Source organism: Nocardiopsis endophytica, from assembly GCF_027706725.1.
In the GTDB taxonomy this organism is placed as follows: Bacteria; Actinomycetota; Actinomycetes; order Streptosporangiales; family Streptosporangiaceae; genus Nocardiopsis_A; species Nocardiopsis_A endophytica.
This window is the reverse complement of record NZ_JAQFWQ010000055.1, coordinates 1-24961: the sequence shown is the minus strand read 5'-3', so window position 1 is coordinate 24961 and position 24961 is coordinate 1. Positions and strand designations below refer to the sequence as shown.

Below are 24961 nucleotides of genomic sequence, written 5' to 3'. Positions count from 1 at the left end.
GACCGTGTCCGCGATCCACGCCGAGCGCGTCCCGGCCGTCCGCGGCGCGCTCCGCCGTGCCGCCGCCCGCGACCCGCTGCTCGCCGCGGCCGGGTGCGTGGCGGCCCTGGCCGTCGCCGCCGCCGTCGCGGCCCCGCTCATCGCCCCCTACGACCCCGCCGGCGTCGACCAGCTGGAGGTCTTCGGCCCCCCGTCGGCCGCCCACTGGCTCGGCACCGACGACCTGGGCCGCGACGTCCTGTCCCGGATCATCCACGGCGCCCGGCCCACGCTGGCCGGTCCGGCGCTGGTCGTGCTCGTCTCCGGGGTGCTCGGCACCGCGCTGGGGGTAGCCGCCGCCTGGTTCGGCGGCCGCACCGACGCGGTGCTCTCCCGCGCCCTGGAGGTGGTGCTCGCCTTCCCCGGCCTGGTGCTCGCGGTGATCGCCGCCGCCGTGCTCGGCACCGGCTTCGCCGCGCCCGTGGTGGTGCTGTCCATCGCCTACGTCCCCGTCCTGGCCCGGGTGGTGCGCGCCGCCGCGATCCGCGAGGCGCACCTGCCGTACGTGGAGGCGCTGCGCCTGCAGGGCGCCTCCGGGCCCACCATCTGCCTGCGCCACCTCCTGCCGAACCTGGCCCCGCTGATCCTGGTGCAGTCCACCGTCGGGTTCGGCTACGCGCTGCTCGACCTGGCCGCGGTCAACTTCCTCGGGCTCGGGCTGCAGCCCCCGGCCGCCGAATGGGGGCTGATGATCGCCGACGGCCGGTCCGCGGTGCTCGGCGGCCACCCCGGGCAGGCCCTGTTCCCCGCCGCGGCGGTGGTCGCGGTGGTGGTCTCGGTGAACGTCCTCGGCGAGCGCCTCGCCGACCGGTTCGGACTGGTGGAGGCCTGATGAGCGGACCGAGGGAACCCGCCCTGCTGCGCGTGGAGGACCTGCACGTGGAGGCGCCTGGCCGCCCGCTGGTCCGGGGCGTGGGCCTGGACGTCGCCCCGGGCGAGGCGTTCGGCCTGGTCGGGGAGTCCGGGTCGGGCAAGTCGCTCACCGCCCGTGCGGTGCTGCGGCTGCTCCCGCGCGCCCTGCGCACGCGCGGCCGGATCCTGTTCGACGGCGCGGACGTAGGCGCCTTCACCCCCGCCGGACTGCGCCGCTACCGGTCCGGCGGGGTGGGCATGGTCTTCCAGGACCCCCGCGCGCACATCAACCCGGTGCGCAGCGTCGGCGACTTCCTGACCGAGGGGCTGCGCACGGTGGGCGGCGCCTCCCGGCGCCGCGCCGAGTCCGAGGCGGTCGGCCTCCTGGAGGAGGTCGGCGTGGACGCCGCGCCCCGCCGGATGCGCCAGTGGCCGCACGAGCTGTCCGGGGGCCTGCTGCAGCGGGTGATGATCGCCTCCGTGCTTGCGGCCCGGCCCCGGCTGATCCTGGCCGACGAGCCCACCACGGCCCTGGACGCCACCACCCAGGAGGAGGTGATGGCGATCCTGGGCGACCTGCGGCGCGAGCGCGGCGCCGCGCTGCTGTTCATCACGCACGACCTGGACCTGGCCGCGGCCGTGTGCGACCGCGTGGGGGTGATGTACGCGGGCCGCGTGGTGGAGGAGCTCCCCGCGCGGGAGCTGGAGCGCCGCCCGCTGCACCCCTACACCGCCGGACTGCTGCGCGCCCGCCCCCGCATCCGGGGTCCGCGCGGCCGCCTGGAGGCGGTGCCCGGTCGGCCCCTGCCCGCCTACGAGGCGCCCGACGGGTGCGCCTTCCGCGACCGCTGCCCCCGCGCGGCCGAGGTGTGCGCCGCGGCACCGCCGCTGCGCCCGCTCGGCGCCGGACGGGTGGCCTGCCACTTCGCCGATGAGGGCGCGCCCGGCACGGACTTCGGCGAGGACGTCGGCGAGGACGCCGGCGGCGGTGCCCCCGGAGAGATCGGAGAGGAGGACCGCCGTGGCTGAAACGGGGACCGGCGCCCCGCTGCTGGAGGCGTCCGAACTGCGCAAGGTGTTCCGGGTCCGGAACCGGGCCGCCCGCGGGCGCGAGGAGGCCGTCGCCGTGGACGGTGTCTCCTTCCGCCTGGAGCGCGGCGGCGCGCTGGCCGTCGTCGGCGGGTCGGGATCGGGCAAGACGACCACCGCGCGCATGGTCGTCGGCCTGGAGGCGCCCACATCCGGGACCGTCCGGGTCGAGGGAGAGGACTGGTCGCACCGCCGCCCCACCGCGCGGGAGCGCCGCCGCCGGGGCAGCGTGGTGCAGATGGTCTTCCAGGACCCCTACTCCTCGCTCGACCGCCGCCAGAGCGTGCGCGGCTGCCTGGAGGAGGCGCTGGCGCTCCACGGAGCCGGCCGGTCCGGCCGCCCGGCCGCGCGCCGCCGTGCCGATGCGCTCCTCGACCGGGTCGGCCTGGCCCCCGCGCACGGCGGCCTCCGGCCCGGCGCCCTGTCCGGCGGGCAGCGGCAGAGGGTGGCCATCGCCCGCGCCCTCGCGGCCGACCCCCGGCTCCTGGTGCTGGACGAGGCGGTCGCCGCGCTGGACGTCTCCATCCAGGCCCAGGTGCTCAACCTGCTCGCCGACATCCGTGCGGACACCGGCCTGGCCCTGCTCTTCGTCACCCACGACCTGGCCGCCGCGCGGCACCTGTGCGACCGGGTGCTGGTGATGGACGGCGGCCGGGTGGCCGAGCAGGGGCCCACCGACGACGTGCTGGCCGCGCCGCGCGCCGCGTGCACGCGGCGGCTGATCGAATCCCTGCCCCGGCCCGGCTGGACCCCGCGCCGCTCGATCGGGCGCGCCGACCCGTCGGCCGCCCCCTCGACCGACCCGTCGGCCGGCGGACCCGGCGGCGGCCCACACGTCCCGCATCCCACAGGAATCCCCGACCCCGGAAGGACGGCGCCATGACCCCCCGACCCCCCGCCCTGGAGTTCGCATTCGAGGCGAAGGTCGAATGCGCCGCCCCGGAGGCGATCGGCGACGGCTCCCGTGGGCCCCTGTCGTTCGTCCCCATCACCGGAGGCGTGGTCGAAGGCCCACTGCTCAACGGGACGGTCGTGCCCGGCGGCGGCGACTGGGCCGTCGAACGGGACGAGCGCGTGACCGACGTGAACGCCCGTTACCTCATCCGCGCCGACGACGGCGCGCTGATCGACATCACCAACCGGGGCCACTTCGTCGCCGACCCCGCGGTGGCGCGCCGCGCCGAGGCCCGCGAGCCCGTGGACCCCGGCGAGTACTACTTCCGCACCAGCCCCGAGTTCCGCACCGACGCCGCGGAGCACGCCTGGCTGACCCGGACCGTCTTCGTCGGTGAGGCCCGGGACGAGGCGGAGACCGGGCGGATCTGCATCCGCTTCTTCGCGGTGCGCTGAGCGGTGCTCCGAGGGGCACGGCCGCCGTGCCCCGAGGGCGCGTCGGCCGACGGCGCCCGGCGACATCGACGAGTCGACAGATCCACACATCCGCAGAGCCGCACATCCGCAGATCCGCTCAGAGAGAGGACGACACATGGACACCGAGCCCATCCAGATCCTGCACAACGGACCGGCCCCCGTCCCCGAAGGCGCCACGCAGTACATGGTCCCGATGCGCGACCGCGTGCGCCTGGCCACCGACGTCTACCTGACGGGCGACGGCTCCCCCGGGCCGGTCATCCTCATCCGCCTCCCCTACGACAAGGACGGGCCCTTCGTCTCCATCCCGGACATCGCCGCCTACATGGTCGGGCGCGGCTACCACGTGGTCGCCCAGGACGTGCGCGGCAAGTTCCGCTCCGAGGGAGAGACGCTGCTCTTCGTCAACGAGGCGGTGGACGGCTACGACACCATCGACTGGGTCGCCAAGCAGCCGTGGTGCGACGGCGACGTGGCCATGTGGGGCGACTCCTACTACGGCTACACCCAGTGGGCCGCCGCCTCGACCGGCCATCCCGCGCTCAAGGCGATCGCGCCCCGGGTGACCGGCACCCGCCTGGGCTCGCTGCCCGAGCCGGCCGGTGAGGACGGCGCGATGGAGGTGGAGATGAGCATCCACCGCATGTACCCGGTGACGTTCTTCCACGACAACGACGTCCACCTGTGGGAGCCGGACTGGTCGCACCGGCCCTACATCGACAACGTGGAGCGGTTCTTCGCGCAGATGGGCACCCGGTCGATGTCGTTCGACCTGTGGCACCCGGACAACCCGGTGTTCCTGCGGCGCTTCCCCTGGGGCCACCCCTACGACGCCCGCCCCCTCCCGGTCCTGCACCAGATGGGCTGGTGGGACAACTGCGCGCCGTGGCACTGGCAGGACGTGTACGCGCTGGCCGAGCGCCCGGGGTGGGCGCACAACCAGTACCTGTTCATCGACTCCATCGACCACGACAGCGTCGGCCTGTCCGAGGCCGGGCGCCGGACGGAGCACACGCCCGAGGAGGTCCGCGCGTCCCTTCCCGGGTACCTCGAACCCGCCCTGGAGTTCTTCGACGTCTTCGTCAAGGGGCAGGGATCGCCCGAGGACATCCCCAGGGTCCGGTGGAACCTCGCGCACACCGAGGGCTTCCGGACGAGCGCGAGCTGGCCGCCCGAGGGCCTCTCGCCGCTCGTCCTCGCCCTGTCCCCCGAAGGGCGGCTGGTGCCCGGGGAGGGGCCGGACGCTGAGGAGGCGGCCCCCGCCGTCGTGGAGTGGACCCACGACCCGGACGACCTCGTGCCCTCGCCGGTCACGGACCCGTTCGCGGTCCTGCGCGAATACCCCGACGAGCGCGCCTGGGCCGACCGCCCCGACGTGCTGGTCTTCGACGGCCCACGGGCCGGGGAGGACACCGACCACGCGGGGCCGGTGCGCTTCACCGGCGAGGTCGGCAGCAGCGGCCCGAAGATGGACGTGTTCGTGCGGCTGCTCGACATCGCCCCGGACGGCGCCGCCCACCTGGTGGCGCGCGGCCAGGTGCACCTCCCCGACACCGCGGGCGGCCGCCGCGTCGACATCGGCATGGGCCAGATCGGCTACCGGCTGCGCGCCGGGCACCGCTTCCGCGTGCACGTGGCCTCCAGCGACTTCCCCGAGTTCATGCCCCAGCCCGGGAACGGACTGGACCCCTGGACGGCAGCGACGGCGGAGAAGAACCACCAGACCCTGCGGCTCGGCGGCGCCGACGGGGCGCGCGTGCACCTGAACCGGCTGCCGGAGGCGCACGGCGAAGGCGGCCGGCGGTGAGTGGCCGGCGCTTCGCCCCCGCCCTGTTTCCGCTGGTGGTGGTCCTCGCCGCCACGGGGTGCGGACCGGGGGAGGAGGCCGGCCTCGGCGAGGTGGAGCTGGTGGAGGCCACCGAACCCGGAACGGAGCCGGTCGACCGCGTCGTATGGGGGCTCCCGCAGGGGGAGCCGAGGACGCTGGACCCGGTGCGGGCCGGCTCCCCCTCCGAGTCCGCGGTGGCCGTCAACCTGTGCGAATCGCTGCTGCGGCTGCACCCCGACTACTCCATCGGTCCCGGGGTCGCCGCGTACGCCGAGTGGGAGGACGAGGACACGTTCGCCATCGGGATCGAGGAGGGCGTGACCTTCTGGGACGGCACCCCGGTGACCGCCGAGGACGTCGCCTACGGCCTGGAGCGGCAGATGGACCCGCAGGTGCAGGCGGTGACGGCGTTCGCCTTCGCCGGGGTGGAGGAGGTGCGCACCGACGGGCCGCTCCGGGTGGTGCTGGAGATGGAGGGGCCGGACATCCAGTTCCGCAACCTTCTGGCCGGGGCGGCCGGCGCGGTCGTCCAGAAGGAGTACGCCGAGGAGGCCGGGGAGGCGTTCGGCCGGGCCGACGGCGGGCTGATGTGCACGGGCCCCTTCGCGTTCGGCGAGTGGCGGCACGGTGAGGGCCTGACCATCACCGCCAACGACGCCTACCGGGACGGCGCCCCGCTCGTGGACGAGCTGGAGTTCCGCTTCGTCAACGACTCCTCCACCGTCACCGCCGCGCTGATCAGCGGTGAGATGGACGGCGCCTACCAGCCGCCGGTGGAGGGCTCGCGGACGCTGCGCTCCTCGGACGCGGGGACGCTGTACGCCGGGCCGAGCACCATGTCGGCGAGCTTCGGTCCGACCACCGACGAGGGGCCGGCCGCCGACCCGCGCGTGCGCCGGGCCCTGGACCTGGCGATCGATAAGGACCTGTACGTGGAGCAGGTGCTGCGCGGGATGGGGCGTCCGATGAAGACGTTCACGCCGCCCCTGGCGTGGGAGGGCGACCCGGCCGCCGACATCTACCGGCAGGGCTATGACGCGCTTCCCGAGATCGGCGGCCCCGACCTGGAACAGGCCCGTGCCCTGGTCGAGGAGGCCGGGGCCGGGGGCGCCGAGCTGGTCCTGGCGATCGCGTCGGGGGACCAGGAGAGCCTGCTGGGCGCCCAGATCGTGCAGGCCGCCGGCGCCGACATCGGGCTGGACATCTCCATCGAGCGCTTCCAGCCGACCGAGTTCGCGGCGTTCTTCTACGACCCCGCGGCGCGCGAGGGGACCGACCTGGTGGCGACGACGGGGTACCTGGAGGCGCCCGGCGCGCTGTACTACGCGCCGATGTTCGCCCTGGAGGGCGGCGACTTCAACTGGTCGGGCCACGACGATCCCGAGGTCGCCGGGGCCCTGCGGGGCGCGATGGCGACGACGGACCCCGAGGAGGCGGCGGAGGGCTTCGTGGAGGCGCAGAGGCTCTACCACGACGCCCGGCTCCAGGTGACGCTGGGCGAGACCTACTCTCGCCTGTTCCTGCGCGACGGCCTGACGGGACCACCCGTGTCGTCGGCGTGGCTGGCGGCGCCGTGGGCCGCCCGGCTCGGCGGGACCGGGGAATGAGCCTGCCCCGGGGGTGAAGGGGAGGCGTGGCAGGTTCCCTGTTTCTCTTTCACGGGGAAGCGCTGCTTCTTTATCATTCAGCTCCTTCCTTTGTATCAGGTAGCTTGATATTCTCCTGCTGTGGAAGAGAACGACCCCCCTCTCACGCACCCACCCCTCACCCCCGGCGCGGGGATCGGGTCCTGGCCCCGGCGCCGTGCCCGTATCTCGCCCGGTTCCGTCGCCCTCCGCCAGGGCGGCCGGGCGCTCACCTACCGGGAACTTGCCGACCGCACCGACCGCCTCGCGGCGGCGCTGGCCGGACTCGGGGTGCGGCACGGCGACCGCGTCGCCTACCTGGGGCTGAACGACACGGCCACCTTCGAGACGATGTTCGCCGCCCAGCGCGCGGGAGCGGTCTTCGTGCCGCTCAACCACCGGCTGGCCGCGGCGGAGCTGGACTACATGCTCGCCGATAGCGGGGCCTCGGTCCTGGTCGTCGGCCCCGGCGGGGAGGAACCGGACGAGCGCCTGCGCGCGCTCGACTCCCCGCGCCGGGACGTGCGCCACCACCTGTCGTACGACGAACTGGCCGCGAGAACGCCTTCGCAGGACGCGTCCGGGGCCGTGTCCGACGCGGTTCCGCACGATGCGGTGTCCATGGACGACCCCGCGCTGTTCCTCTACACGTCGGGCACCACGGGGCGCCCCAAGGCAGCGGTGCTCACCCACGCAAACCTGACCTGGAACACCGTCAACCAGCTCGTCCACCTGGACTTCACGAGCACCGACCTCGGGCTGTGCATCGCGCCCCTGTTCCATGCCGTGGGACTGGGCCAGATCTCCCTCCCGCTGCTCCTCAAGGGCGGAACGGTCGAAGTCGTGCCGCGGTTCGGCGCCGCGGCCGTCCTGTCCCTCATCGAGGAGCTCCGGGCCACGTGCTTCTCCTGCGTGCCCACGATGATGCAGATGATGGCCGAGGACCCCCGCTGGTCCGAAGCCGACCTGTCCTCGCTGCGGCTGGTCCTCTACGGCGGCTCCCCGATGCCCGCCCACGTCGCCGCGGAATGGCGGCGGCGCGGCGTGCCCGTCCTTCAGGGCTACGGGATGACCGAGGCGGCCCCCGGGGTGTCCATGGAGGCCGCGCTCCCCGACGGCGCCCCGACCGCGGGCGCCCCCCACTTCTTCACCGACACCGCCCTCCTCGGGCCGGACGGGGTCCCCGCCCCGGCCGGCTCCGGTACCGGAGAGCTGCTGGTCCGCGGGCCGAACGTGTTCTCCGGCTACTGGGGTCGGCCTGTGGAGGAGGCCGGCTTCCTCACCGACGGCGGTGCCCCGGGCGGGCCCGGCGACTGGTTCCGCACGGGCGACGTGGTGCGGGCCGGGGACGGCCTGCTGCACGTGGTCGACCGGGTCAAGGACGTGTACATCTCCGGCGGGGAGAACGTCTACCCCGCCGAGGTCGAGGCGGTGCTGAACGAGCTGCCCGAGGTGGCCGCGGCGGCGGTGGTCGGCCGCCCGGACGAGCGCTGGGGCGAGGCCGGGGTCGCCTTCGTCGAGGCCGCCCCGGGGGCCGCGGCCGACCCCGCGCCGATCCGGGAGCACCTGGAGGCCCGGCTGGCCCGGTACAAGCTGCCCAAGGAGGTCGTGTTCGTCGACGAGCTCCCGCGCACCGCCTCCGGGAAGGTCCTGCGGCACCGGCTGCGCGCCCACGGCGGTGGGGCGTCCGGGGGTCCGGCCCCCGCCGCTCCCGCGCCCGCGCTGCCCGGCTCGCTGGAGGTCGAGCGCCGCGGCCCGGTCGCCGTGCTGCGCCTGTGCCGCCCGGGCAAGCGCAACGCGCTGGACGACGCCACCGTCACCGGGATCGGCCGGTTCTTCTCCGAGCCGCCCGACTGGGCGCGCGCTGCGGTGCTGGACGCCGAGGGCGACCACTTCTGCGCCGGGCTGGACCTGTCCGAGCTGGGCGGCAGCGACGTCGAGAGCGGCCTGCGGCACTCGCGCATGTGGCACAGGGCCTTCGCGGCCGTGGAGCGCGGCGGCCTGCCGGTGGTGGCCGCACTCAAGGGCGCGGTGATCGGCGGCGGGCTGGAGCTGGCCGCCGCCGCGCACATCAGGGTGGCCGACCGCACCGCCTTCTACGCGCTGCCCGAGGGACAGCGGGGCCTGTTCGTCGGCGGTGGGGGCTCGGTGCGGCTGCCCCGGCTGATCGGCGCGCACCGGATGGCCGACCTGATGCTGACCGGCCGGGTGCTGGACGCCGAAGAGGGCGCGTCGGCCGGGCTGACCCAGTACCTCGAACCGGAGGGCGGGGCGCTGGAGCGCGCCGTCGCCCTGGCCGGGGCCGCCGCCGCCAACGCCCCGCTCACCAACTTCGCGGTCGTCGAGGCGCTGCCGAGGATCGCCGAGGCCGCCCCGGAGGTGGGCTACCTGACCGAGGCGCTGATGGCGTCGGCCGCGTCGAGCAGCGCCGAGGCGCAGCGGCGGATGGAGGACTTCCTGCGCAAGCGGGCGGCGAAGGTCCAACGGAACGCCCACAGGGACGCCGACGGGAGCGACGAGGGCAAGGGAGGGGACGCGTGACCGCGACCGGACGCATGCTGCGGGCCCCGCGCGAGGACTGGAAGGCCACGACCCGGATCGGGGCGTTCGCACGCCGCGTGGAGGACGTCCACGGGTGGCGCGTCGACGCCTACCCGGACCTGTGGCGCTGGTCCGTGGAGCGGCCGTCGGACTTCTGGGCGGAGGTCTGGGACCACTTCGGCGTGCGCAGCACGGCCGACCCGGGGCCCGCACTGGCCGAGGAGGCCATGCCCGGCGCCCGCTGGTTCCCGGGGGCGCGCATCAACTACGCCCGCCACCTGCTGGAGGACGCCGACCCCGTGCGGCAGCGGGACGGGGACACCGCGCTGTTCGCCTACTCGCAGACGCGGGAGGAGATCCGCATCGGCTTCGGCGAGCTGCGGGAGCGGGTCGCGCAAGCGCGCGCGGGGCTGCGGCGCCTCGGCGTCCGCGAGGGCGACCGCGTCGTCGGCTACCTGCCCTCCATACCCGAGGCGGTCGTCGCGTTCCTGGCGACGGCGTCCCTGGGGGCGGTGTGGGCCTCCTGCGCACCGGAGTTCGGCGTGCGCGGGGTCCTCGACCGCTTCGGGCAGCTGGAGCCGACCGTGCTCCTCGGCGTGACCGGGTACAGGTACGGGGCCAAGCGGGTCGACCGCTCCGAGGAGCTGGCGGCGATCGCGGCCGGGCTGCCCGGCCTCCGCGCCGCCGTGCACGTGCCCTACGGGGAGTTCGACCGGCCCCCTGAGGCGCGGCAGGGCGCGGCGGACCCGGGCTGGACGGACTGGTCGGAACTCACCGCCTCCGCGGACCCGGCGGCCCCCGAATACGCGGACGTGCCCTTCGACCACCCGCTCTTCGTCCTGTTCTCGTCCGGCACCACCGGGGCGCCCAAGCCGATCGTGCACGGGCACGGCGGCATCCTCGTCGAGCACCTGAAGAACCACGCGCTGAGCTGGGACCTGGGCCCGGGCGACCGGCTGCTCTGGTACACCACCACCGCCTGGATGATGTGGAACGCCCTGGTGTCGGCGCTGCTGGTGCGCGCCGGCGCGGTCCTGATCGACGGCGACCCGCTGCGCCCCGACCCCGAGCTGCAGTGGCGGCTGGCCGCGCGGACCCGGGCCACGGTGGTCGGGGCCGCCCCCGGCTACCTGATGCGGTGCCGCGCCGACGGGCTGGACCCGGCCGCCGCGCACGACCTGTCGTCGGTCCGGCAGATCGCGGCGGCGGGCTCCCCGCTGCCGCCCGAGGGGTACCGGTGGGTGCTCGACCGCTTCCCGGACGCGCTGCTCAACGTGGGCAGCGGCGGCACCGACGTGTGCTCCGGGCTGGTGCAGGGTGGGCCCGCCCAGCCGGTGCTGGAGGGGGTGATCTCCGGGCCGTGCCTGGGCGTGCGCGCCGAGGCCTGGGACGAGCGGGGGCGCCCGGTCACCGGGGAGCTCGGGGAGCTGGTGGTCACCCGCCCCATGCCGTCGATGCCGGTCGGGTTCTGGGGCGACGACGGCACCCGCTACCGGGACGCCTACTTCGCGCACTACCCCGGCGTGTGGCGGCACGGCGACTGGGTCCGCTTCGACGACGACGGCGGGTGCACGGTGGCCGGGCGCTCGGACGCCACCCTCAACCGCGGCGGGGTCCGGCTGGGGACGGCCGAGTTCTACGGCGTGGTGGAGGAGCTGGACGGGGTCGAGGACAGCCTCGTCGTGCACCTGGAGGACGGCCCCGGGGGCGATGGAAGCGGCATGGGGCGGCTGATCCTGTTCGTCGTCACGCGCACGCCGCTGGACGAGGAAGGGCGCGCGCGGATCACCACGGCGGTCCGCGCGGCGCTGTCCCCGCGCCACGTGCCCGACGAGGTGGTGGAGGTCCCGGCCGTGCCGCGCAACCGGACCGGCAAGAAGCTGGAGGTCCCGGTGAAGCGGCTGCTCCAGGGCCGTCCGCGGGCCGAGGCCGCGCCGCCGGGCGTGGCGGCGGACGAGTCGGCGCTGGACCCCTTCGAGGAGATGGCGCGGGACGCCGGGCAGGAGGGCGCGGGGCGCGAAGGGAGGCCGGTCAGGTGAGTTTCACGGGAAACATTGGGAACGCGCAGGGACGAAACGGACACGTCCTCCTGGTCGGCGGCGGGGTCATCGGCAAGGGGTGGGCGGTGCAGCTCCTCGCGCACGGGCACCGCGTCGTCCTGGCCGATCCGGCGGTCGGCGCGGACGAGGTCGCGCGGCAGGTCGAGCAGGGCCGGCAGGCGGTCGAAGGCCTCGGCGGCGACCTGCGCGGCTGGGAGTCGCGCCTGGACCTCGTCACCGACACCGGCGCGGGCCTCGAAGCGGCGCTGGACGGGGCCGTGTGGGTCCAGGAGAGCGGGCCCGAGGATCCCGGCTTCAAGTCGCGGCTGGCCGCGTGGCTCGACGAGCGCCTTCCCCCTGAGGTGGTGATCGCGTCCAGCACCTCGGGGACCATGCCGAGCGCTCTGGCCGCCGCGTGCACGCGCGCGCCGGGGCGGGTCGTCGTCGGGCACCCGTTCCACCCGGTGACGGTCGTCCCGCTGGTCGAGGTGGTGGGGAACGCGCACACCACCGAGGACACCGCCGAGCAGGCGTGCGACTTCTACCGGTCGCTGGGGAAGCGGCCGGTGCGGGTGCGGCGGGAGGTTCCCGGGCACCTGGCCAACCGGTTGCAGGCGGCGCTGTGGCGGGAGGCGTACTCGCTCGTCGAGCGGGGGGTGGCCACGGTCGCCGACGTCGACGCCGCCGTGGCGTACGGCCCGGGGCTGAGGTGGGCGGTGGTCGGGCCGCTGCTCGGCCAGCACCTGGGCGGCGGCCCCGGTGGGATGGCGCACACCCTGGAGCACCTGGGGCCGCCCGCCCAGGAGTGGATGGACGACCTCCGGGACGCCCGCCTGACCCCGGAGCTGGTGTCGCTGCTAGTGGACGGGGTGAACGAGGAGGTCGGGGAGCGCGGGTCCGACGAGCTGTCCGCCGCGCGTGACGCCCTGTTGGTGCGCCTGCTGCGGGACAAGCGCGACGCGGGCCGATCGCTGCCCTGACCCCCGCTTCCGAACCGCCGTCTCCGCCCCCACCATCTCTTGGAGGACCACCGTGCCCACACGCTATGAGCCCGCCATCGACCTGGACGCCGTCGAGGCCATCGACGTCCACACCCATGTGGAGGCCGACACCTGCGGACACCACTCGCTCGACCCCGAGCTGATGGACGCCTCGGCCGCCTACTTCAAGTCGACCGACCTGCGCACGCCCACCGTCGACCAGATCGCCGAGCACTACCGGGCCCGGTCGATGGCGGCGGTGGTGTTCACCGTCGACGCGGCCACCGCCACCGGCCACCCGGCGCTGTCGAGCGAGGAGATCGCCGAGGCGGCCGCCCGCAACAACGACGTGCTGCTGCCGTTCGGGTCGGTGGACCCGTTGCAGGGGGCGGCGGCCGTGGACCGCGCGCGGCGCCTCGTCGAGGAGTACGGGGTGCTCGGCATCAAGCTGCACCCCAGCCTGCAGGGGTTCGCCCCGGACGACCCCGCGCACTTCCCGCTGTACGAGGCTTTGCAGGAGCTGGGCGCGGTGGTGCTGTTCCACACCGGCCAGACGGGCATCGGCGCGGGGCTGCCGGGCGGGCGCGGGATCCGCCTGCGGCTGTCGGATCCGATGCTCATCGACGACGTCGCGGCGGCCTTCCCGGAATTGAGGATCATCATGGCCCACCCGTCTGTGCCGTGGGCGGACGAGGCGATCGCGATCGCGACGCACAAGGCCAACGTGTCCATCGACCTGTCGGGGTGGCTGCCCAAGTACTTCCCGCCGGCACTGGTGCGCGCGGCGGGGCGCTACCTGAAGCGCAAGGTGCTGTTCGGGTCGGACTTCCCGCTCATCACCCCCGACCGGTGGCGGGACTCCTTCGCCGAACTCGAAATCGGGGACGAGGCGCGCCGCCTGATCATGAAGGACAACGCGGCGCGCCTTCTGGGCCTCGACGGCGGGGAGTGATGTTCCTGTCGGGGCCCGAGGTCACATCTCTAGTCCTTGTGCGAGCTCAGGCTGACCACGACATTTCCCGCGCGCCAGGGGCTCTTGAAGATTTTGGTTCCGCTCTTGGAGCCGACGTAGTAGAAGTATCCCGCAGTGGACTGGGTGTAATCCACGGTCGCCCGCAGGTAGATGTTGTTGTTCTTGGTGTCGACGAGTCTGCCCTCGACCATCTGGAACTTGGTTCCAGATGAGTTGGTCTTCGTGCAGACGCTGTACTTCAGATAGCCCTCGCCCAGAATCCGCTTCGTGTACCCGCCCCTGCAGACGGCATTGGCCGACACGTCACCGCTCGCGGCCGATGCCTCGTCGGCGGCGGCGCTCGTCGCCGGGGTGAGCAGGGTGAGGGCCGCGGCCGTTCCAATGAAAACGGACGCGAATTTCCCCTTGAAGGACATTTTTCATTCTCCTTTTTCAGAGCGGGCAGCGGTGATGCTAGCGAAGGGGGTGTCGGCGGACAACTACTTCGACGTCGCTCTAAACGTGCAGCGTGCACGGTGTTTCACGCGGCGATGGTGAATTTCCGCGGCCGTTTCTCGTGATGCCCGGAGGGTGCGTTTCCACCCTCCGCGGCGCGTGCGGCGTCCGCCGCCGCGCCCCGGGCGGCCGTCCCCCGGGCGCCGTCCCCCACCACCCCCCCGCGAGTCGGTCAGGAATCGAGAAGCGCAGGTCATGGGTGCGCGCCTAGCGTTGTGGGCATGGCGAACATCGACTTCATCACCCTTGGTGCGGCGGACCCCGCGGCCGCCGAAGAGTTCTACTCCACGGCCTTCGGGCTCGACGGACAGGTCCGCGTCCGGGAGTCGCAGGAGCCCACCGAAGGCGTCCGCGGGGACACGCTCTCGCTGACGGCGGCGCAGCCGGGCGACGTGGACCTCCTCGTCGCCGCGGCGCTCGACGCCGGCGCGGAGGAGATCAAGCCCGCGGCGAAGTCGCTCTGGGGCTACGGCGGCGCCCTCCGGGCGCCGGACGGGGCCGTCTGGACGATCGCGACGTCCTCCAAGAAGGACAAGGCCCCGGCGGCCCGGCGGTTCGACGACATCGTCCTGCTGCTGGGGCCGGACGACGTGCCCGCGAGCAAGCGGTTCTACGTCGAGCACGGGCTCGCCGTCGCGAAGAGCTTCGGCGGCGCGTACGTCGAGTTCGACACCGGGCAGAGCCCGATCAAGTTCGGGCTGAACAAGCGGCGCGCCCTGGCCAAGAACGCGGGCGTGGCTCCGGAAGGGACGGGGTCCCACCGCCTGTCGATCAGCGGGGACCTGGGCGCGTTCACAGACCCGGACGGGTTCGCATGGGAGGCGACGGCATCGGCCGCCGCCGAGTGACCACCGCCGGCGCCACGACGGCCGCCGCCGGCGCGCCCAGCACGCCGCACCCCGGGTCCCGCGACACGCGCCCGACCCGGTCAGGAATCGAGAAGCGCCGACGACCGGCCGTACCTAGGGTGATCTGCATGGACATCACGATTCACACCACGCCGCTCCCGCACACCGACCCGGAGGAGTCGCTGGCCTTCTACCGCGACGTCCTCGGCTTCGAGGTCCGCACCGACGTCGGCCAGGGGAACATGCGCTGGATCACCGTCGGCCCGGCCGAGCAGCCGGGCACCAACATCCTGCTGGCGCCGCCGACGGTCGACCCGGGCCTCACCGAGGACGAGCGCCGCATGATCCACGAGATGATGGCCAAGGGCACCTACGGGTGGATCCTGCTGGCCTCCCGCGACGTGGACGCCGTCTTCGAGAAGGTGGAGGCCCGGGGCGCCGAGGTCGTCCAGGAGCCGACCGACCAGCCCTACGGCATCCGCGACTGCGCCTTCCGCGACCCGGCGGGCAACCTGGTCCGCATCCGGCAGGCCGACTGATGTGCCACCCCGCATGGGGAGCCGCGCTCGCCGCCGACCACCGGTCGCGCGAGCGCGGCGTCCGGGAGCGCGCGCTCCGGCCGGGCACCGGGACACCGGCCCCGGCTCCGGCCGTTGCGGTGAGCCGTCCGTACCCTGACCCCTCCGACGACCGATGCGACCCACCCGCTCCGGGTCCTCAGGAACCGACAGGAGACGCGCATGACCGCCGCCCCGCCGCGCACGCTTGAGGAGCGGATCCGGGACACCCGGGCCGTGCTGGAGCGCGAGGTCGACCTGTGGGTCGCGAGCGCGGGCGCCTCGAAGGGCGCCTACCTCGTCCCGCTCTCCTACATGTGGGACGGGAGCACGCTCCTGGTCTCGACGGCCGCCGCCTCGGTGACGGGCCGCAACCTGCTCGCCGACGGCCGGGTCCGGCTCGCGCTGGGCCCGACCCGGGACGTGGTCCTCATCGACGGCCACGCCGAGCCGGTGGACCTCGCCGAACTCCCGGAGGGGACGGGCGACGCGTTCGCGGAGGCGACGGGCTTCGACCCGCGCGAGAGCGCGGAGCCGTACCAGTACTTCCGCATCCGCCCCGAGCGCATCCAGGCCTGGCGCGAGGTCGACGAGATGGAGGGCCGCCACCTGATGCGCGACGGCGCCTGGCTCGGCTGACCGGCGGAGCGTCGACGGCCCGGCCGGTGCCCCGCTCGCCGGGCCACGCCAGGCGTATCGGGCGCGGGACGCTTCCTCGGCGATGATCTCGACAAGAGTGCTGCCATTCCAGCGGATTTGGCAGCACTCTTGTCGAGATCATCGCGAGAGGGGGCACCCGCCGTCCCGCACTTCTCGGGAGTGCGCGACTCATCCACAGGGTGTGGACAACTCCTTTACGGCAGCACCCCCTCGTGCAGGGCGCGCAGGACCGCGTTCGTGCGGTCGCGGGCGCCGAGCTTCAGCAGGATCGCGGAGACGTGGTTCTTCACCGTCCCCTCGGCCAGGTGCAGGACCCCGGCGATCTCCCGGTTGCTGTACCCCTCCGCGACCAGCCGCAGCACCTCCACCTCGCGCCCCGTCAGGTCCTCGATCCTGACGGGGCCCTCCGCGGCGGGAGGCGGCCCCTCCTGGACGGCGCGGAGCAGCCGGTCGGTGATGGACGGCGCGACGAGCGTCCCCCCGTCCGCGAGGGTGTGCACGGCCCGGGTGAGCTGCTCCAGCGTCACGTCCTTGAGGAGGTACCCGCGCGCACCCGCCCGGAGCGCCTCCAGCACCAGCTCGTCGTCGTTGAACGTGGTCAGCACCAGCACCGGGACCCGGGACTCCGCCTCGCGCAGCCGCTTCAGAACCCAGATCCCGTCGTGGCGCGGCATCCGCAGGTCGAGGAGGACCACGTCGGGCTCGGCCCCGGCGATCACCTCCAGTGCGGCGGCCCCGTCGCCGGCCTCCCCCACCACGTCGATCCCCGCCAGGTCCAGCAGCCCGCGGATGCCGTGCCGCACCAGCGTCTGGTCGTCGACCACCACCACCCGCGTCATCGCACCGGTGTCCACGCCGACACCCGGAACCCGCCGTTCCCGTCGCTCCCGCCGCCACCGTCGAAGGCGGCACCGCCCCCGAGCGCCTCGAACCGCTCGCGCATCCCGGTCAGCCCGTTGCCGGGCACCGGCGCGGCGGCCCCGCGGCCGTCGTCGGCCGCCGTCAGCCGGATCGTGCCGCCGTCCAGGCCCACATCGATCCACAGTTCGCGGGCGTCCGCGTGGCGCAGCGTGTTCGTCACGATCTCCTTCACCGCCCGCACCAGCGCCTCCGCCTGCTCCTCGTCGGGCCGGACACCGTCGGCGACCTCCACCGCCACGTCGAGCCCGGGCGCGTCGGCGCCGATCCGTTTCAAGGACGCGGCCAGCCCCTCGCGCGGGTCCGAGCGCAGGGCGTCCACCGTGGACCGCACGTCGGCCAGCAGGTCCCGGGCCACCCGGCCGGCCTGTTCGACGTGCTCCCGCGCCCGCTCCCCCTCCCGGTGGCGGGCCGCCTCCAGCTCCAGGGTGAGCACGGTGAGCTGGTGCCCGATCAGGTCGTGCAGGTCGCGGGAGATGCGCAGGCGCTCGGCGGTGCGCGCGGACTCCTCCAGCAGCACCCCCGCCGCCTGGAGCTCCACGTGCGCCTCGGTCAGCTCGCGGCGCATGCGCTGTTCCCGGAGGATCGCGGTCACACTCAGCACCGCGGAGACGTGGATCAGCAGGTACATCCCGACGGCGAACGCCCAGGACGACGGGTCGCCGCCCCGGTCGCTCCAGGCGATGCCGATCACGGCGGTGTTCAGGGCGGCGACGCCGAGGACCGCCCGGAGCGGCAGGACACCGGACCCGAAGGCCGCGATCACGACCAGGACGATGGCCAGCGACTCCGCCTCCGGCGCGGTCAGCAGGACGCACCAGCCGAGCACGACGGCGGCGGCGTAGGTGTAGCGCTGCAGGGCGGGCCGGGAGTCCTCGACCAGGGCCGTGGTGAGCACCGCCGCGATGGTCATGGTGAAGAGCAGGACCCACGCGGCCGTCGGGACGCGGAGCCCGGCCGAGCCGATCACCACGAAGACGCCGATGGCCACGCACACGGCGAGCATCGCGAAGCCCGACCAGGCCTCCAGGGGGACACGGCGCATGGCACAACCGTACGGGTGGCGGGTGGGGCCCACGGGTGCCGAAAGTCATGGCCGCCATCCCTGACATCCGGCACAGGCGGCCGCCACCGGGCCGAATCTAGCGTCGGGGCCATGAACCGACCTGCCATCCGCGCGGAGAACCTCCGCAAACGCTACGGTGACACCGTCGCCGTCGACGACCTGAGCCTGCGCGTCGAACAGGGCGAGGTGCTGGGCATCCTGGGCACCAACGGCGCCGGAAAGACGACCACCGTGGAGCTCATCGCCGGACTCCGCGCGCCGGACGGCGGCCGCGTCACCGTGATGGGGCTCGACCCGTGGCGGGACCGGGCGGCCGTGCGCCGGATCCTCGGGGTCCAGCTCCAGGAGTCCCAGCTCCACGACGCCCTCACCGTCGCCGAACTCGTCGACCTCTACCGGAGCTTCTACCCTTCTCCGCGCCCGCGCGATGAACTGCTGGAGCTGGTGGAGCTGGCCAAGCAGCGGGACACCCGCTTCTCCCGGCTCTCCGGCGGGCAGGCGCAGCGGCTCTCGATCGCGCTCGCGCTCGCCGGACGGCCGCGGGTGGTGATCCTCGATGAGCTGACCACCGGCCTCGATCCGCGGGCGCGTCGGCGCATGTGGGCCACGGTCGAGCAGCTGACCGAGGAGACCGTGGTGCTGGTCAGCCACGCCATGGACGAGGTCGAGCGGTTGTGCGACCGGGTCGCCCTGGTGCGCGCCGGACGCGTGGCCGCCCTGGGCACCCCGGCGGAGCTGGTTCGCCGAGCCGGGGCCGCCGACCTCGACGAGGCCTTCCTCGTGCTCACCGGCGAACGGCTCGGCGAACCCGACGACGAGGACGAGGAGGCCGCCTGATGCCCCCGCGGACCGTTCCCGCCCCCGCACCCCTTCCCGGAGCACCGGAAGAAGCGAACGAGGAAGCGAACGAGGAAAGGAGGGCGCAGTGACCGCGCATACGGCGGCGACGCCCGTACGTTCCCCCGCCCGCCCCGGAGTCCGGTCCTGGCTGCTCCTCGCGGTGTGCGAGGCCAAGATGGTCATCCGGGACACCGCGGGCCTCATCGTCCCCTTCGGCCTGCCGCTCCTCATCCTCGTCATGAGCGCCTCCTCCGCCTCGGAGGCGGTGGTCACCGGCGGCCGGACGGCCCTGGACATCTACGTCATCCCGCTCGTCTTCACGATGGTCATCGGACTGATCGGCATCGTGAACACGCCGAGCTTCCTGTCCGCCTACCGCAGGACCGGGGTGCTGCGCAGGCTCGGCGCCACCCCGGCCTCACCGGTGATGGTCCTGGTCGCCCAGGTCGCGGTGGGGGTGGCCCAGTCGCTGCTGGGCATCGCGGTCGCGTTCGGCGTGGCCGTCGCCTTCTTCGGAGCAAGGCCCCCGATCGACGTGCCCGCGGCGCTCGGCGCGCTGGTGCTGACCGTCGCCGTGATGTTCGCCCTGGGCATGGTGGTGGCGGCGGTGGCCCCCACCCCCAACTCCGCCGTCGCGATGGGCCTCGTCGCCTACCTGGGGCTCGGGGCGCTCGGCGGGATGTTCGGCGGCAAGGAGTCGCTGCCGGAGGGGGTCGCGCGCGTGGGCGAGTGGCTCCCGTTCGGCGCGGCGGTCGACGCGCTCTCCTCCGCCTGGGCCGGGGAGGGCGTCGCGGGTCCCCACGCGGCGGTCCTGGCGGCCACGGCCGTGGCCGCCGCCGTCGTCGCGGCCGTGTTCTTCCGCTGGGAGTGATCCGCCGCCGGAAGGGATACGGCGGACACGGCGAAGGGGCCGCGCCATGCGCGGCCCCTATCGGTGCTCTCGGCACCGGTTCCCGTCGGCGCGGGACCCGGACGGCGCCGCCTCAGACGCGGCCGGGGGTGCGGAACAGGTGCTCGGAGCGCAGGGCGGCGTACCCCGGCTTGATGACGTCGTCGATCAGCACGATGCGCTCGTCGAACGGCAGGAACGCCGACTTCATCGCGTTCAGCGTGAACCACTGCATGTCGTCCAGGGTGTACCCGAACGCCTCGGACAGCTTCTCGAACTCCTCCGACATCGACGTGCCGCTCATCAGCCGGTTGTCGGTGTTGACCGTCACCCGGAAGCGCAGCCGCCGCAGCAGGCTGATCGGGTGCGCGGCGATCGACTCGGCCGCCCCGGTCTGAACGTTCGAGCTCGGGCACATCTCCAGCGGCATCCGCCGGTCCCGCACGTACTGCGCCAGGCGGCCCAGCTCGGCCGACCCGTCGTCGTGCACCTTGATGTCGTCGACGATGCGCACCCCGTGCCCGAGCCGCTCGGCGCCGCAGTGCTGGATGGCCTCCCAGATCGACGGGAGGCCGAAGGCCTCGCCCGCGTGGATCGTGAAGTGGGCGTTCTGGCGGCGCAGGTACTCGAAGGCGTCCAGGTTGCGGGTGGGCGGGAACCCGGCCTCGGGCCCGGCGATGTCGAACCCGGCCACACCGGCGTCGCGGTGGCGCACCGCCAGCTCGGCGATCTCGGTGGCGCGGGCGTTCTGCCGCATCGCGCACAGCAGCGTGCGCACGATGATGCGGTCCCCCGCCGCGGCGGCGCGGCGCTCCCCCTCGGTGAAGCCCTCCTGGACCGCCTCGACGATCTCGTCCAGGCCGAGCCCGCGCTCCTGGAACAGCTCGGGGGCGTAGCGCACCTCGGCGTAGACGACGCCGTCGGCGGCCAGGTCCTCGGCGGCCTCGGCGGCGACCCGCACCAGGGCCTCGCGGGTCTGCATCACGCCGACCGTGTGCGAGAACGTCTCCAGGTAGCGCTCCAGCGAGCCGGAGTCGGCCGCGTCGCGGAACCAGCGGCCCAGCTCGGCCGTGTCGGTCGTGGGCAGCCGGTCGTAGCCGGACTCCGCCGCCAGCTCGGCCACCGTGGCCGGGCGCAGCCCGCCGTCGAGGTGGTCGTGCAGCAGCACCTTGGGCGCCCGGCGGATCTGGGCGGGGGTGGGCCGTTCGGTCTGACCGGGCATCGGGACTCCTCCGGGGTCGGGGTCGTTGCGTGGTTCGGGTCTGTCGTATACGTGTGCGGCCCGCCCCGGCGAGGGGACGGGCCGCACGGTGCGGCGGCTAGCCGATGAGGATGCCCGCGATGGCGGCGCTCATCAGGTTGGCCAGCGTGCCCGCGATGATGGCGCGCACGCCCAGCTTGGCGATGCGCTTGCGCTGGTTGGGGGCCAGGTTGCCCAGGCCGCCCAGCAGCACGGCCAGCGAGCCGACGTTGGCGAAGCCGGTGATGGTGAAGGTGACGATGGCGACCGTCTTGTCGGACAGCTCGGCCATCTGCGGCGTGAAGTCCAGGAAGGCCACGAACTCGTTGAGGATGAGCTTCTGGCCGAGGAAGCCGCCGGCGGTGACCGCCTCGCTCCACGGGACGCCGATGACGAACATCAGCGGGGAGAAGACCCAGCCGAGGATCTTCTGGAAGCTCAGGTCGTCCATGCCGAACAGCCCGCCCAGGGCGCCCAGGCCCATGTTGAGCAGGGCCACCAGGGAGATGAAGGCGAGCAGCATGGCGCCGATGTTCAGCGCGAGCTTCAGGCCCTCGGTGGCGCCGCGGGCGGCGGCGTCGATGAGGTTGTGCGGCTTGGAGTCCTCCTCGCTCTCCAGCGCGCCGGTGGCGCCCGGCTCGGCGTCGCCCGCGCCGGTGGAGGTGCCGGTGCCGTGCGCGTGGCCCTCGGCGACGGCCTCGTCGGCCGAGCCGGCGCTCTCGCCGCCGGCGGCGACACCGCCGTCACCGGGGACCTCGGCGACCGGCAGCTTGCCCTCGACCGCGAGGTCGGAGACCTCCTTCTCGGTCTCCGGGATGATGATCTTGGCCATCATCAGGCCGGCCGGGGCGGCCATGAAGGCGGCGGCGATCAGGTACTCCATGCTCGCGCCGAGCAGGTAGTAGCCGACGAGCACGCTGCCGGCGACCGTGGCCAGGCCGCCCACCATGACGGCGAACAGCTCCGAGCGGGTGAGCCGGGTCAGGTACGGCCGGATCACCAGGGGCGCCTCGGTCAGGCCGAGGAAGATGTTGGCGGTGGCGTTCATCGACTCGGCCTTGCCGGTGCCGAGCACCTTCTGCAGGCCGCCGCCGATGATGCGGACGACCCACTGCAGGATGTTCAGGTAGTAGAGCACCGCCGTCAGGGAGGACACGAAGATGACGACCGGCAGCACCTGGAAGGCGAAGACCGTGCCCTCCTCCGGCAGGATCGCCCCGAACAGGAAGTCGATGCCCTCGCCGGAGGCGTCGATGAGGGACTGGAAGCCGAGCGCGATGGCCTGCAGCGCCGACTTGCCCCAGGGCGTGTAGAGCACGAGCACGCCGAAGACGACCTGGACCGCGAGCGCGCCGAGCACGGTGCGCGGACGGATCGCACGGCGGTTGGTCGAGAAGGCGAACGCGATCGCGAGGATCACCAGCATCCCGCCGATGCCCCACAGCACGTTGAGCACGTCCATGCCCCCTCCCTTCTTGGTGGATCTGCGACCGGGCCGGGCCGCGGGGGTCCGCCGGGCCGTCGCGGCGGGGGAGCCCGCCGGGGATGTAAACGATTACCGTGATGTCGCACACTGCAAGTGTGTTACATCTTTTGTCAACCCTTCAGAGTTGTCACAGAACATCGTAAATGAGCTGGTGAGTCCTTGATCGCAAGCCGGGAGGCGTGTCCTGTCAGGGGTTCCGGCTCATGAGAAAACGATTTCTCGACCCCCCGTCCCCGCTCGGTTCCGAGGAGTGAAGTGATGTCCGTCACCATCAAGGAGGTCGCCGAGCGTGCCGGGGTGTCCGTCGCCACCGCGTCGCGCGCGCTGTCCGGCGGCCGCGGGGTGCGCCCGGCCAACAGGGAGCGCGTGCTGCGCGCCGCCCGGGAGCTGGAGTACGAGCCCAACGCGGTGGCCGCCGCGCTGCGCAGCCGCACCACCAACAGCGTGGGCATCGTCGTGCCGCGCATCTCCAACCCGTTCTTCGCGACCCTGGTCGAGGCGGTGGAGCGCGAGGCGGCGCGCGGCGGGCGGGGGCTGCTGCTGTCCACCTCGCGGTACGACCCGGAGGTGGAGGCGGGGCAGCTCAAGTCGCTGCTGGACCGGAGGGTCGACGCGCTGATCGCGGTGCCCTGCCACAGCGAGCGGAGCCGCGCGGCGATCGAGGCGGCGGGGCAGCGGGTGCCCACGGTCCAGCTCGACCTGTGCCTGGACGGGGGAGGCGGGAGCTGGGTCGGCGTGGACAGCGAGGCGGGCATCCTGTCGGCCGTCGAACACCTGGTGGGCGCGGGGGCGCGGACGCTGGCCTACGTCGGGTCGGAGCCGACCGACTCCTCGGCGCAGGCGCGGCTCGACGGGTACCGGGGCGCGGCGCCGCTGTGCCCGGGCGGAACCGACCGGGTGCTCCTGGGCGACTTCAGCCTGGAGTGGGGGCACCGGGCGGCACGGCGCCTGCTGGAGAACCGCCGCGAGCTGCCGGAGGGGATCGTCTGCGGGAACGACACGATAGCCCTGGGGGTGCTGCGGGAACTGGCCCGCAACGGCGTGGACGTGCCGGGCCGGGTGATGGTGACCGGCTTCGACGACATCCCGTTCGCGGAACTGGCCGAGCCGCCGCTGACGACGGTGCGCCAGCCACTGGAACAGCTGGCCGCCGAGGCCGTGCGCACCCTGGCCACCCGCCTAGGAGGCGGCGAGGAACCCCACCGCCGCGTCGCCATCGCCCCAGAGCTAGTGGTGCGAGGGTCGACTAGGGCATAGGGGGTGTCGGCCACGGGCGCTCCTGTCCTGATCGGTGTCCTCCCGGCCTCGCCAGGGCGCCGTGTGCCAGCATCCACATTTGTGGGGCCTGCTCAGCGGCGGCCCGTGCTTCCATCAGCGGTCGTACGGCGCCCGGTGGCACCACCCCCGGATCATGGGCGACAGGGGGCAAGAAGCCAAGCCGGGCACGGAGGCCGGGGTCCCATTGCGGGACTGTTCTAGAAGGTAATGGGACAGACGAAAAGGAACTTGATGGCTGGTAGCGCGGCGTCTCTCCGCCTTTGCTCAGAAGGCGCTAAAGGCTGGTGATGATGTTGGCCAGGCGGTCGTAGGCGTCGCGGGTGGCGCGCCTAAGCTTGTCGCGCACGATCACCCCGCCCTGGTCTAGGTGCCGGTCGTAGGGGATGGCCACCACGGGGTGGGCCTGAGCGGCAAAGGCCTTTTCGGCCTGGCGCAGCTGCGGGGCGCGGCGGCTGCGCTGGCAGATGACGAACACGCAGGTGTGCGCCAGGGCCGGGTGCGCACCGGCCAGGTGGCTCAGGGTGGCCTGGGCGGCGGCCAGCCCGTCGGCGCTGGGCTCCAGCACGATCAGGCACTGCGTGGCTCGCTCCAGCACCGCCTTGGTGACGGTGTCGTCCAGGTCGGTCCGGCAATCGGTGACCACCGTGTCGGTGTGGTCGGCCACCATTGCGGCGGCGGCTTCGTAGGCCTCGGCGCCGCCGCCCCCGGCCAGGGCGTGCAGGCGCTGGGGGTTGGAGGCCAGGAAGCGGCGCAGGCCCGCCCAGCCCTGGACGCGGCCGCCGGCGGCGGCCAGGTCGGCGGCGTCCAGTTCGGCCTGCTGGGGCATGCGCGAGGCCAGGGTGCCGAAGTGGTTGGCGTCCACGGCGATGACGTGCTCGGTGTGGCGCACGGCCAGGGCGGTGCCCAGGCCGACGGCGGTGGTGGTCTTGCCCACGCCCCCCTTGAGGCTGATCACCGCGATGGTGCGCGAGAGGGACTGGTTGTGCTCGGCGATGGCCTCGCGCCACACGCTCCGGGCGTCCTGCTGGGGCTCGGGGCGCGCGGGCCCGGCAGGGGCCTGTGGGCGCAGCGACGGGGTGCCCGGCGGGGTCCACAGCGGCTGGGGCGGGGTCTGGGCAGAGGGCCGGGGCGAGGGCGCCGGCGGCGGGGCCGGGGCTTGTCGGGCGGGGCGGTCGGCCAGATGCCGGGGCGGAAGCGGGCGTTCGGATAGGCCGGTGTGGTCCGGGGGGACGCGGTGTCCGCTAGCACGCGGCATTCCGGGGCGGGGAGGTCTCGGCGGGGCCGGGCGCTGCGAGGAAGGCTCCTTGGCGGCCGCCCCGCCCGGGTGGGGCGCCTCCGGCGGGGGGG

At 73.8% G+C, this 24961-nt stretch carries 22 protein-coding genes; 16 read left to right on the top strand and 6 right to left on the bottom strand.

Annotation, left to right across the window (positions count from 1 at the left end; all coding sequences use genetic code 11):
* Positions 1–4: 4 nt before the first annotated feature.
* The 10 genes from O4J56_RS18535 (at position 5) to O4J56_RS18490 (ending at position 13316) form a co-directional block, all read left to right on the top strand.
* Positions 5–871, top strand: a complete 867-nt coding sequence (locus O4J56_RS18535; RefSeq protein WP_270687265.1) for an ABC transporter permease — start codon at positions 5–7, stop codon at positions 869–871.
* Positions 871–1920: an ABC transporter ATP-binding protein gene (locus tag O4J56_RS18530; RefSeq protein ID WP_270687263.1), complete on the top strand. Its 1050-nt coding sequence runs from the start codon at positions 871–873 to the stop codon at positions 1918–1920. Before O4J56_RS18535 ends, O4J56_RS18530 begins: the two co-directional genes overlap by 1 nt.
* Positions 1913–2863 (top strand): ABC transporter ATP-binding protein, encoded by a 951-nt coding sequence (locus tag O4J56_RS18525; protein ID WP_270687262.1) that lies wholly within the window; start codon positions 1913–1915, stop codon positions 2861–2863. Before O4J56_RS18530 ends, O4J56_RS18525 begins: the two co-directional genes overlap by 8 nt.
* Positions 2860–3330, top strand: coding sequence for a DUF3237 domain-containing protein (locus O4J56_RS18520; protein WP_270687260.1), 471 nt, complete (start codon positions 2860–2862; stop codon positions 3328–3330). The genes O4J56_RS18525 and O4J56_RS18520 overlap by 4 nt, the downstream gene beginning before the upstream one ends.
* A 136-nt stretch (positions 3331–3466) precedes the next feature.
* Complete coding sequence (locus O4J56_RS18515; protein ID WP_270687258.1) at positions 3467–5158, top strand: CocE/NonD family hydrolase; 1692 nt, start codon at positions 3467–3469, stop codon at positions 5156–5158.
* Positions 5155–6786: an ABC transporter substrate-binding protein gene (locus tag O4J56_RS18510; protein WP_270687256.1), complete on the top strand. Its 1632-nt coding sequence runs from the start codon at positions 5155–5157 to the stop codon at positions 6784–6786. Before O4J56_RS18515 ends, O4J56_RS18510 begins: the two co-directional genes overlap by 4 nt.
* Before the next feature lie 120 nt (positions 6787–6906).
* A complete protein-coding gene (locus tag O4J56_RS18505; RefSeq protein WP_270687254.1) occupies positions 6907–9345 on the top strand; it encodes a crotonase/enoyl-CoA hydratase family protein in 2439 nt (812 codons plus the stop codon).
* Positions 9342–11384, top strand: a complete 2043-nt coding sequence (locus O4J56_RS18500; RefSeq protein WP_270687252.1) for an acetoacetate--CoA ligase — start codon at positions 9342–9344, stop codon at positions 11382–11384. The genes O4J56_RS18505 and O4J56_RS18500 overlap by 4 nt, the downstream gene beginning before the upstream one ends.
* The gene (locus O4J56_RS18495) at positions 11381–12364 is read left to right on the top strand and encodes a 3-hydroxyacyl-CoA dehydrogenase NAD-binding domain-containing protein (RefSeq protein ID WP_270687250.1); all 984 of its coding nucleotides are present in this window, start codon (positions 11381–11383) and stop codon (positions 12362–12364) included. The genes O4J56_RS18500 and O4J56_RS18495 overlap by 4 nt, the downstream gene beginning before the upstream one ends.
* Before the next feature lie 76 nt (positions 12365–12440).
* Positions 12441–13316 (top strand): amidohydrolase family protein, encoded by an 876-nt coding sequence (locus O4J56_RS18490; protein WP_270687297.1) that lies wholly within the window; start codon positions 12441–12443, stop codon positions 13314–13316.
* A 29-nt stretch (positions 13317–13345) separates the two neighbouring features.
* On the opposite strand, the gene O4J56_RS18485 is transcribed toward O4J56_RS18490, so the two are convergent.
* Positions 13346–13753, bottom strand: a complete 408-nt coding sequence (locus tag O4J56_RS18485) for a hypothetical protein (RefSeq protein ID WP_270687248.1) — start codon at positions 13751–13753, stop codon at positions 13346–13348.
* Between the two features lie 300 nt (positions 13754–14053).
* On the opposite strand from O4J56_RS18485, the gene O4J56_RS18480 reads away from it, so the two are divergent.
* The 3 genes from O4J56_RS18480 (at position 14054) to O4J56_RS18470 (ending at position 15876) form a co-directional block, all read left to right on the top strand.
* Positions 14054–14680 carry a VOC family protein gene (locus tag O4J56_RS18480; RefSeq protein ID WP_270687246.1) on the top strand — a complete coding sequence of 209 codons (627 nt, stop codon included), beginning with the start codon at positions 14054–14056 and terminating at the stop codon, positions 14678–14680.
* Between the two features lie 128 nt (positions 14681–14808).
* Entirely contained in the window at positions 14809–15219 is a 411-nt protein-coding gene (locus O4J56_RS18475; RefSeq protein ID WP_270687244.1) for a VOC family protein, read from the top strand.
* 201 nt (positions 15220–15420) lie between these two features.
* Positions 15421–15876, top strand: coding sequence for a pyridoxamine 5'-phosphate oxidase family protein (locus O4J56_RS18470; RefSeq protein ID WP_270687243.1), 456 nt, complete (start codon positions 15421–15423; stop codon positions 15874–15876).
* 215 nt (positions 15877–16091) lie between these two features.
* On the opposite strand, the gene O4J56_RS18465 is transcribed toward O4J56_RS18470, so the two are convergent.
* Positions 16092–16736, bottom strand: a complete 645-nt coding sequence (locus tag O4J56_RS18465) for a response regulator (protein ID WP_270687296.1) — start codon at positions 16734–16736, stop codon at positions 16092–16094.
* Complete coding sequence (locus tag O4J56_RS18460; RefSeq protein ID WP_270687241.1) at positions 16733–17860, bottom strand: sensor histidine kinase; 1128 nt, start codon at positions 17858–17860, stop codon at positions 16733–16735. Before O4J56_RS18460 ends, O4J56_RS18465 begins: the two co-directional genes overlap by 4 nt.
* Positions 17861–17971: 111 nt before the next feature.
* On the opposite strand from O4J56_RS18460, the gene O4J56_RS18455 reads away from it, so the two are divergent.
* Together O4J56_RS18455 and O4J56_RS18450 are read left to right on the top strand one after the other, a co-directional pair.
* Positions 17972–18718 carry an ABC transporter ATP-binding protein gene (locus tag O4J56_RS18455; protein WP_270687239.1) on the top strand — a complete coding sequence of 249 codons (747 nt, stop codon included), beginning with the start codon at positions 17972–17974 and terminating at the stop codon, positions 18716–18718.
* An 88-nt stretch (positions 18719–18806) separates the two neighbouring features.
* Positions 18807–19592 (top strand): ABC transporter permease, encoded by a 786-nt coding sequence (locus tag O4J56_RS18450; RefSeq protein ID WP_270687238.1) that lies wholly within the window; start codon positions 18807–18809, stop codon positions 19590–19592.
* A gap of 112 nt (positions 19593–19704) precedes the next feature.
* Here O4J56_RS18450 and O4J56_RS18445 read toward each other — a convergent pair whose 3' ends face one another.
* Positions 19705–20832 carry an adenosine deaminase gene (locus tag O4J56_RS18445; protein WP_270687236.1) on the bottom strand — a complete coding sequence of 376 codons (1128 nt, stop codon included), beginning with the start codon at positions 20830–20832 and terminating at the stop codon, positions 19705–19707.
* Between the two features lie 97 nt (positions 20833–20929).
* Positions 20930–22312 carry a NupC/NupG family nucleoside CNT transporter gene (locus tag O4J56_RS18440; RefSeq protein WP_270687235.1) on the bottom strand — a complete coding sequence of 461 codons (1383 nt, stop codon included), beginning with the start codon at positions 22310–22312 and terminating at the stop codon, positions 20930–20932.
* Between the two features lie 282 nt (positions 22313–22594).
* Between O4J56_RS18440 and O4J56_RS18435 the strand changes: the two genes are divergently transcribed.
* The gene (locus O4J56_RS18435; RefSeq protein WP_270687233.1) at positions 22595–23593 is read left to right on the top strand and encodes a LacI family DNA-binding transcriptional regulator; all 999 of its coding nucleotides are present in this window, start codon (positions 22595–22597) and stop codon (positions 23591–23593) included.
* Positions 23594–23888: 295 nt separating this feature from the next.
* Here the strand turns inward: O4J56_RS18435 and O4J56_RS18430 are convergent, their stop codons facing one another.
* On the bottom strand, positions 23889–24623 hold the full coding sequence (locus O4J56_RS18430) for an AAA family ATPase (RefSeq protein WP_270687232.1): 735 nt from the start codon (positions 24621–24623) through the stop codon (positions 23889–23891).
* Between the last annotated feature and the right edge of the window lie 338 nt (positions 24624–24961).